The organism is Phocaeicola sp. (genome assembly GCF_057861905.1).
Genome location: NZ_DBMACV010000098.1, coordinates 1 through 9,157, shown reverse-complemented (window position 1 = coordinate 9,157; position 9,157 = coordinate 1). Strand labels below are relative to the sequence as shown.

3 protein-coding genes are annotated in these 9,157 nt (G+C 44.3%); all 3 read left to right on the top strand.

What is annotated here, in order from left to right; translation table 11 throughout:
• Window positions 1-111 precede the first annotated feature (111 nt).
• The 3 genes from ACZM60_RS13710 to ACZM60_RS13700 all read left to right on the top strand — a co-directional run bounded on the left by ACZM60_RS13710 (window position 112) and on the right by ACZM60_RS13700 (window position 9,032).
• The gene (locus ACZM60_RS13710; protein WP_489521775.1) at window positions 112-5,061 is read left to right on the top strand and encodes a GDSL-type esterase/lipase family protein; all 4,950 of its coding nucleotides are present in this window, start codon (window positions 112-114) and stop codon (window positions 5,059-5,061) included.
• 859 nt (window positions 5,062-5,920) lie between these two features.
• Window positions 5,921-8,797: a hypothetical protein gene (locus ACZM60_RS13705; protein WP_489521774.1), complete on the top strand. Its 2,877-nt coding sequence runs from the start codon at window positions 5,921-5,923 to the stop codon at window positions 8,795-8,797.
• Between the two features lie 43 nt (window positions 8,798-8,840).
• Window positions 8,841-9,032 (top strand): hypothetical protein, encoded by a 192-nt coding sequence (locus ACZM60_RS13700; protein WP_489521773.1) that lies wholly within the window; start codon window positions 8,841-8,843, stop codon window positions 9,030-9,032.
• Window positions 9,033-9,157: the final 125 nt, after the last annotated feature.

The following is a 9,157-nucleotide window of genomic DNA, read 5'->3' as shown; positions in this document are numbered from 1 at the left end:
TTGTTAATTTGTAATTAATTGTTTGTCAGACTTAAATATACAAAATAATTCGGTGATTACCAACTTTTAAAGATACTTTCTTATCCCGAACTCACGTAACTTATTATCACAATGCGAAAAATTCTGTTGACGCTCTCTTTCCTTTGTTTGGGAGCACTATCGGCATTTGCCGATCTGCCGTTTCGTAATCATCGTTACGACGCATTTAAAGTGCTGAAGATTACCCCTGAACATACAGTGTTCGTTGGTAACAGTATTACGAACATGCATGAATGGTGGGAAGCCTTTGGCAACCCGAAAATTATTAACCGAGGCGTTTCCGGAGCCGTAAGCAATGAAATGCTGGCCAACTTGGAAAGTGTGGTAGCAGGCAGACCGAAACAAATCTTCTTTATGATCGGTACCAATGACCTGGGCACCGCAGGACTTAACACGGCTGCACAAGTGGCACGCAATGTGCGCACGACATTAAAGCGCTGCCAGTTGGAAACGCCCGAAACTCAACTGTTTGTGCAGAGTATTCTACCCAGCCGTCAACGTAATCTGGCCCTCCAAAAAGAAACCAATGACAGTTTGAAGAAAATCTGTACGGAGATGAAGGTTACTTACATTGACCTATGGAATGACCTGCTCAGCGTATCTGAATCCAACAATAACAGCCATACATTGGACGGTCTTCATCTGACGGCATCAGGATATCGCATTTGGTGTAACAAAATTGCCCGGTATGTGGGTTCCGAGTGCGTTTATCCTGCTTCGGCACCAGACAATGCTTGCAATCTGGGCGGTTCCTACGGTATGCGTGCCACCTATTTCAGTATGCTTCCTGTTTGTAAGGACGACATCCTGCTGATAGGTGATGCTACTATTCACGGTGGAGAATGGCACGAACTGCTACATTCCGACAAAGTGAAGAGTCGTGGTACGGGTTGGGGCTATCCCGGACCGGACATTGCTACGATCAAGAAGATGGTTAGTGGTATCTTCAAGGGACGTTCCGACAATGAAGAACCCGCTCAGATTTATCTCTATATCGGTACGGCTGACTTGAATAACACCAACAAAACCGTTGATGCCGTAGTAGCAGAATACCGAACTTTGGTAGGCGAAATCCGCAAGCAAGCCCCTAACGCTCCCATCTATGTGCAGGCTATTCTGCCCAAAAGTGATGCAGCCTCCAACACCAACCGCATCGTGCCTTTCAATACAAAGCTTCAGGCACTGGTAAAGGAACTGGCCAACGTGGAATACATAGACTGCTATACACCCTTTGTAAAGGAAGGAATGGCTAATCCCGCTTACTTCTCAGGTAACTACCTCTATGGTAAAGGTTATGCCAAACTCTCTCAATTATTGGCAAAGACCATGGGAGCGGGCATAATTCCCACAAGTGACGAAGAAGCCAATATAAATTATGCGGTTTTTAACCAACGCACAGAACTGGGTGATATCATTTCTCGTGCAGAAGGCTTGAAACTGGGTAACGAGGTCGGTGCTTACACGCCCGAGGCTGCTGCAGACCTGTTGAAGGCTCTTCCCTCAGCCTATATGTTATTAAGTAAACAGGATGCAACCGGTGCTGAACTGGCTGCCATGGGCAAAGAACTCAATGCGTTGATGACCACCCTGTTGCCAAAACTCAACTTGCCAAAAGCTTCGACGGCTGATAACGAAACGTGGTACCAACTTTACACACCCAACCGCGAGAATCGCTACCTTACCTCGAACGGAACAGGCAAAGAGCTGACAGGTAACGATAAACAAGCTTATGCCCGCATGATGTGGAAATTTGTCAGCCGCACAGATGGTACGTTTGACATCATCAACCGCGAAGACAGCGGTTATGTAAGCCCTACAGCCAACTTTAATGCTGCCGTTTCTACATCAGCTACGGCTCCTGCACAAGGTTGGGAATTAAGTTACAGCAACACCGCGGGACTCTTCATCATCCGCAGCGGTAAAGTGCAACTTAACCAGACGCAAAAGAATCTGAATTATGCACTCTATAATTGGAGTTCGGGGCAGGATGGATTGGACCGTGTGGATGCCGGTTGTCAATTTGCGATTGTCAATGCGCCTGCAGTGATTCCCGAACCTCATGCGAATCCTATAGCAGTACTCGATTCGGTAGTGCTCGACGGCACGATGCCTTATGCAGTTCCCGCTGATGTGGCATCTGAAATTTTCAAGCACAAGTCTGTTACCGTAGCCATCGACTTCACTCCAAAAGTAGCTCCCGCTCAACCTGCTATGCTCTTTGCTTCGTCAAACAGTAAAGGGCAGGATTACTTTGGCGTAGTGACGCGCGAAACAAACAAATACGGTTTACAATATGTCGGCAACAGCCACAAGGAAGGCTGGTATACGTGGGGCGGAAAAGACCTGACGAAACGTAGTCAGATTGTCATCACAATGAATGGTGAAACGGAGACCTACCATTACTATTTTAATGGAAAAGCCGATCGTAGTGTTTCGGAAATGGGAGAATATGGATACCGTACATTTGGCAATGTGCCGAATGTTGACGGATTGTATCTGGGCGGTGTAGTCCGTCAGGATAAAATCAATGAATATCCATTTGCAGGAACTATTCATTCTGTTCGCATATGGGACCGTGTACTCACAGCAGATGAAGTAGCATCTTTGACTTATGGCAAAGAAGATCTGCCAGAAGGGACTTACCAGATAGACATGGCTCACGGTAAGTTTGTCAAGAGTAACCAGAATGGTACCTGGCACCAAGTATGGCAGAGCGACGTTACCAATCCTGTGTTACAACTCGATGCAAGCCATAATAATATGACAAAGGATGACCAAGGTAATATCCTTGCTTACGTAGGTCAGTATTCTCCCGAAAACTATGCGCTGATTGTCCCGGTGGGCTATGCAGTAACAGGATTTTCTTTCGATGTCATTAATCACGAACACAATGATGCCATTGAAGTAGCTTGCGGAACAACGAAGCTGACAACCAGCAATAAGGTGCAACACTTTGCAGTTAGCGGACTCAAAGAGCAGACGGCTACGTTTACCCTCAAAGGGGTCAACAAGGGCTTGAAACTGACAAATTTCCATGTGACTGTTGCTAAAGGCGAATATATAGTGGAAGAGCAGTTTGAGGTATTCCCTACGCTCAACAGCACTGCAATTCCCTACCGTATTCCCGGTATCGCTACTGCAAAAAACGGTGATGTGATTGCCGTAGCGGACTATCGTCATTCACGCAGCGACATCGGCTTTGCCGGCAGTGCCAATGGGCGCATTGACCTTCATGCCCGTGTAAGCCACGACAACGGTAAAACATGGGATGATATCACGACCATCGTTGAGGGGCAGGGCAAGAATGCAACCGATCCTTTCTACACAGGATTCGGTGACCCCTGTATCGTTGCTGATCGTGAAACCAATGACGTGCTCGTGCTGAGCTGTTCCGGTGACATTTCTTTCCCGAGCGGTACACGCGAACATCACCAGGGTATTGCTCGCTTTATCAGCACCGACTTCGGCAAGACGTGGTCAGCACCTACCAACCTGGCAGAAAGCATCTATTCACAGTTTGACAATTCTAAGCGCGGTCCGATTCGTTCCATGTTTATAGGTTCGGGTAAGATTCACCAAAGCCGCTATACAAAGGTAGGAAGCCATTACCGTCTCTACTGTGCCGCTTTGGTGCGTGATGTCAATGCCACAATGTGTAATTATGTGCTTTACTCCGACGACTTCGGCGCAAACTGGAAGGTGCTGGGTGGCACTGATAACGCTCCTATTCCTTCGGGGGCAGATGAACCTAAGGCTGAAGAATTGCCCGACGGCAGTGTAGTTATCAGCAGCCGTTGCAATGGCGGTCGTTATTATAATGTATACAGTTTTACCAGTGCGAAGAAGGCAGAAGGCAGCTGGGGTACGGTGGCTTTCTCCGGCAAGAACAATAACGGAGTGACGGCAGAGGGAAATTCCTGCAATGGTGAAATTATGATTCTTCCTGTTACGCGCCGTGCGGACAACAAACCCCTTTATCTCGCTTTGCAGTCGCTTCCCTTCGGCAGCGGCCGTGCCAATGTAGGTGTCTATTATAAGGAACTCGCTTCATACGAAGATTTCTGCTCTGCAGACTCTTTGGCTGCCAACTGGGAAGGTCGTCACCAGGCTTCTCGTATGAGTTCAGCTTACTCAACGATGACGCTTCAAGCTGATTCTACAATTGGTTTCGTGTATGAAGAAGATACACATCGTACTAATGGTGGTGGCTATACCATTGTTTATAAAAACTATAGTTTGGAACACCTTACCGATAGTCTTTACAGTGTACGTGCGGAAGAAGGGTATGCCGATTGGATTAAGGCTTGTGGCGAACGCAAGGTGGAAATCATCAGCGAACAGCAAACGGGCGACTTTGTAGGTATGTATGACCGTCAGCAACTTTCGCTGCTCAAAGAAACCGGTGCTCAGTGTGTGACCGACCCTTCACCTGAAACGTATGAACAGATTCAGCAAGTAGCCTCAAGTCATCGCATTGTATTAGAGAATGGGGCAGTCTACATGCTTCAAAATAAGTTGTACCCCTCTAAAAAACTGGCCTTGAACGAGAATCTGACGGAGTATGTCGGCAAGGAAGGCCGGGACGACTATATGGAGTTTGTCTTTACTCAAGATGAAGCAGGTAACTGGAAAGTGTACAATGAAAAGTACAACAAGTGGCTGGGTGTAACGGGACAAACGGAAGAACGTGTACCTGCTACGACCAAGGCTGATGCTGCAACATACGAGGTAACTTCTTCGGCAACAGGCTTTAGCGTACTGAGTTGTACGAAGCCGGGTAATGGCAGCATTCCGGCCATTCATCTGGCAGCTCACGGACATGTAGTGCCCTGGACATCAAGTGCTGATGCTTCGATGTGGCAAATCTGCAAGGTGGGCATGAGTACAGATTTGGACTCAGTGCTTACTCCGGCTCCTGCTGCTCAGCCGACTCGCATCTATGATTTGCAGGGTCGTTTGGTGAAGAAGCCCGTAATCGGTGGTGTATACATCGTCAACGGACGAAAGAAACTGGTGAAATAGTGCTTAACTGAAATAAGACACTAAAATCTCTTTGGAAAAAATTACTCCTGCACAAGTGTGAAGTGCAGGGGTAATTTTATCTGACAATTTAATCATTCTCTTGATTACATTTTTTCCATTGTAAAACTTCCGTTTGAATTTTATACCAGTGTAGCACCTTGTTGCACAAGATTCCTATTTTTGCAATAAAATCTTTCGATTCTTGAAGTTCTTACACTGTCGTTTTGACTGCCATCACCAATGCTTTCGGTCTTGGCATAAAGACAGACAATATCAAATTCTCAAGCATCTTTTTTTAGCCTGCCACCGGAATCCTATATCTACGAAGCTATGGCTTTCCATCATTTACTGACGATAATGCTGTTTTACATAGATATAAGAAAAGTAAATCAGAACGCTATAAATATTCTACCCAATTAATTGACAGTGATTTATTTGAGCATATTTGTTGTATTTCTGCGAATTTATCAGATTTTCAGACCAATTATCCAATTTCTTTGTAAAATTCGCAAAAATAATTTGGTTGGATATATTGAAATATCTACTTTTGCAGCATATACCAATCAAACAACGCTACACAAACATTTTGTTTCGGTTAGTCGTCATTTCATTTTCGTCGAACCGTCCGTTTTGTATGCGCAGTCAATCGGTTGTTCCGTAAATCCTTTTATTTACCTTACAGTTCAATCGTTATTTGGCAGAAACGGCTCTCAATCTCTTTCCTTTCCTTATTCTACCGTCCTGCCTATTCGAGCCTTCGAAATTTCTTAATTCTATCTTTTATGAACAAAATTACTTATTTGTTGTTGCTCCTCTTCTGCATAATGGGGGGGGGGTAACTAAGGCACAGGATTTACCTGTGAAGTTGTCTACTGACACTGAAAGACATTATTATTACGTTAAAAATGTGCGCAATGCAGCATATTACGTAACGGTAGACCCTTCCGGATCAATTCAACAGCAGTTGGGCTCAGCTAATGCGTTTACAGCCAACAAGGAAAAAGCTTTGTTTACTTTTGAAAAGGCAGGTGAAGTTGCTGATGAATTAACTATCAAGGTTAATATCAATGGTACACTATACCCTGTTGGCGTTGCTACACAGGAAAATATGGCGGATGGAGCACGCGTCAGTGCTTTCGGTAATGCGACTCCTGAATATGGAATCTGGAAACTTGAAGCCAATTCTGCTCAGACCGGTTATGTGTTTATTTTCAAGAAGAATGGTAACGATTGGGTACAATCTTCATGGAATATGTACGGAGGTGCCGGAGCTAAAATTTCAACTTACCAAAAGTCTGATGGAGGCTCTGATTGGAGTTTTGAAGAATATAAGGAAAAGGATACTTCAGAACAGTATACAGCATTGTTGAAGAAGGCCAGCAATATGTATAATACTGCAATTGTGGTATGGTCAAAAGGACAAGAAGCTGATAATGCTCTTAAAAATGCTTTAGTTGACAAAGAAAATCCTACTCAACAAGATATTGATAATCTGCAAGCTGCAATAAATGCATATACAAATTTACCTGTAGAGCAGATGAATGCTATCAGCACCACTTTCAAAAACAAAATGCACAGCACTTATATGCAGGTAGGTGAAGGACAATATGCAAGTAAACTTACAGTAGGTGCACAGCATGGTGAGAAGGCTGTATGGGAAATCAAACCAGTGAGTGGAAATACGGCTAAACTTTACAATCCGGCAACTCAGCAATACATCGCCAAGATGAACAATGGTGAGTTAATTGCTTTAAATACGCGTCTGAATTTAACAGCGAATGAAGCTGATGCAGCTATTTATACCTTCGATTTAAACGAGAAGGATGGTGGTACTTACTATTTCAGTGCTTCAGATAATTCTACAGAAGATGCTAATAGATGTTTGCATGGTACAAACTGGGGTGCTATAGTAAGATGGGGCATAAATGCTGATGCCTCGCAATGGATTATCAATAAAACTATAGCTGTAAATTATGACTACTACATTGACAGCGAAAAAATAGCCAGCAAGGTTGCTTATCAGTCTGTAGGAGATTCTTATGCTGAGCCTCTCGCTTTGGCTTATGCCACGATTGCATATGAAGGCCAAGGAACTATCACTAATGAGACGAAAAATATACGTGTAAATGTAACTGAAAATCTTCCTTTTGAGAAGACTACTGATTTGAAGAATAATGCCAAGTGGTACGCTATTGATATACATAGCAACCAAAATGCATACATGTGGGAATATGCAGCAGATGAACAAGATATAAAGACAACCGTTCCTGCCGGAAAATATACTGATTTGGATGTATTGAACAATGACAAATATTTTTGGTGCTTTAAAGGAAATGTTGTCAATGGCTTTGAAATCTACAATAAAGCTGCAGGTACTGAAAAATCGTTGAATACCACTACTGGTAAAGCACAGATTACAGCTGCTGCAGAACATACGTTGTGGAGAATCGTCCCGGCATCACAAGGAATTCAAGGTGCCACGTGCTTCACCACTAACGGTTCTCAATATTTAAACCATACTTCAGAACAGGTAGTGGGATATCATACAGCACCCGACCATGGTTCGTCTTGTCGCTTCTTCACTCCTGCTTCATTTGCTATCAATAAAGCTGAAACTTTTGCTAATATTCCTGAGGACGCAGTAGGTGGTTATTTGAATGTACACGAAATCGAACCTAAACTTACAGCAGCAGAGGCTGATGTATTCAGTTTTGAAAAGGCTATCGCTTTAGGTGAGGCTATTAAAGCATTGAAACCTAATGACAAGCAAGTAACTGCCGGTAAGTACTACCGCTTTAAAAAGGCTAACCAAAACTTCTACATTGGTGCAAAGGATACTGAAACTCCGTTCTGTAAAGAAGGTATAAATCCTAAGCAGCAGATTGACTTTGTTTGGAAAGCTGAGACCGCTACTGATGGAGGATTCTATCTGAAAAACGCAAATGCCGATGCCTACTTAGGACAGCCGGTTGACGCTCCGGGCAAAACGTTGTTAGCTACAGAACAGAGTAATGCCGGTGTTTACACATTCGATGATAAGGGTAATGCAACCTTTGCAATTGTAAGCGGTGAAAAGGCTCTTCAGCGCGAAGAAGGTGGCGAAACAGCTAACTGTTTGAACTATTGGGGTACTGCGCCTGAAGGACGTATTAAATGGTACATCATTGAGGCTACAGATGTTGAAGTAGCCCTCAACACTGCCAATGGTGCTTCATACGCTACCACTTATCTTCCCTTCTCTGTTTCTAACGTTGAGGGTGCAACTGCTTACATCGGTCAGAAACAAGGCGAAAGCACTTTGCACGCTACGGCTATTGAAGCCGGTATTCCTGCTAACACGGGTGTTATCCTAAAGGGTGCTGCCAACGAAGCTAAGGCTGTTCTGACACTCGGTGAAGCTACTTCAGATGTTGCAGGCAATGCTCTCACCGGTACACTTCTTGAAAAAAAATATGCTACCGGCGAATTGGTATTCGGTAAATCAGCTGAAGGCACTGTAGGTTTCTACAGCATGGCAGAAAACTCGAAAATTGGTGCCAACAAGGCATATCTGGCTACCGCTGCCGCACAGGCAATGAAACTCGTGTTCGACGGTGACGTAACAGGTATTGAAAACGTAATGGGCGAAGCTGCCGATGCTAACGCTCCGATTTACGACCTGACTGGTCGCCGTGTGAAAAAGGCAGTTAAGGGTGGCTTGTACATCCAGAACGGTAAAAAGTTCATTGCCCAGTAATCACTATTCTCCCTATATTTAACCACAACAAGACGAAACAACAATGAAGAAATATATCAAACCTTCAATCGAAGTTATTACGCTCCAAACTGAAGATGCTATCCTCCTTAATGCCAGTCAAGGTGGAAGTTCTATAAATTTCGACATCAATGCCGGTGAACAAACCGAAAGTGCCTGGTCGCAAGACAAAGGCTGGAGCAGCGACGACTGGACTTCTACTGGTGGAACTGAGTAATTCTGTTTCATAAGTAGTTGATTAAATCGAGTAGGAGAAACGGGATTATTTCCCGTTTCGACCTCTCACACCACCGTGCGTACCGTTCGGTACACGGCGGTTCATTAGACATGTTGTATTCTTCT

Coding starts and splice junctions, on each gene's coding strand:
- ACZM60_RS13700 (WP_489521773.1), top strand. CDS start 8,841: ATGAAGAAATATATCAAACCTTCAATCGAAGTTATTACGCTCCAAACT.
- ACZM60_RS13710 (WP_489521775.1), top strand. CDS start 112: ATGCGAAAAATTCTGTTGACGCTCTCTTTCCTTTGTTTGGGAGCACTA.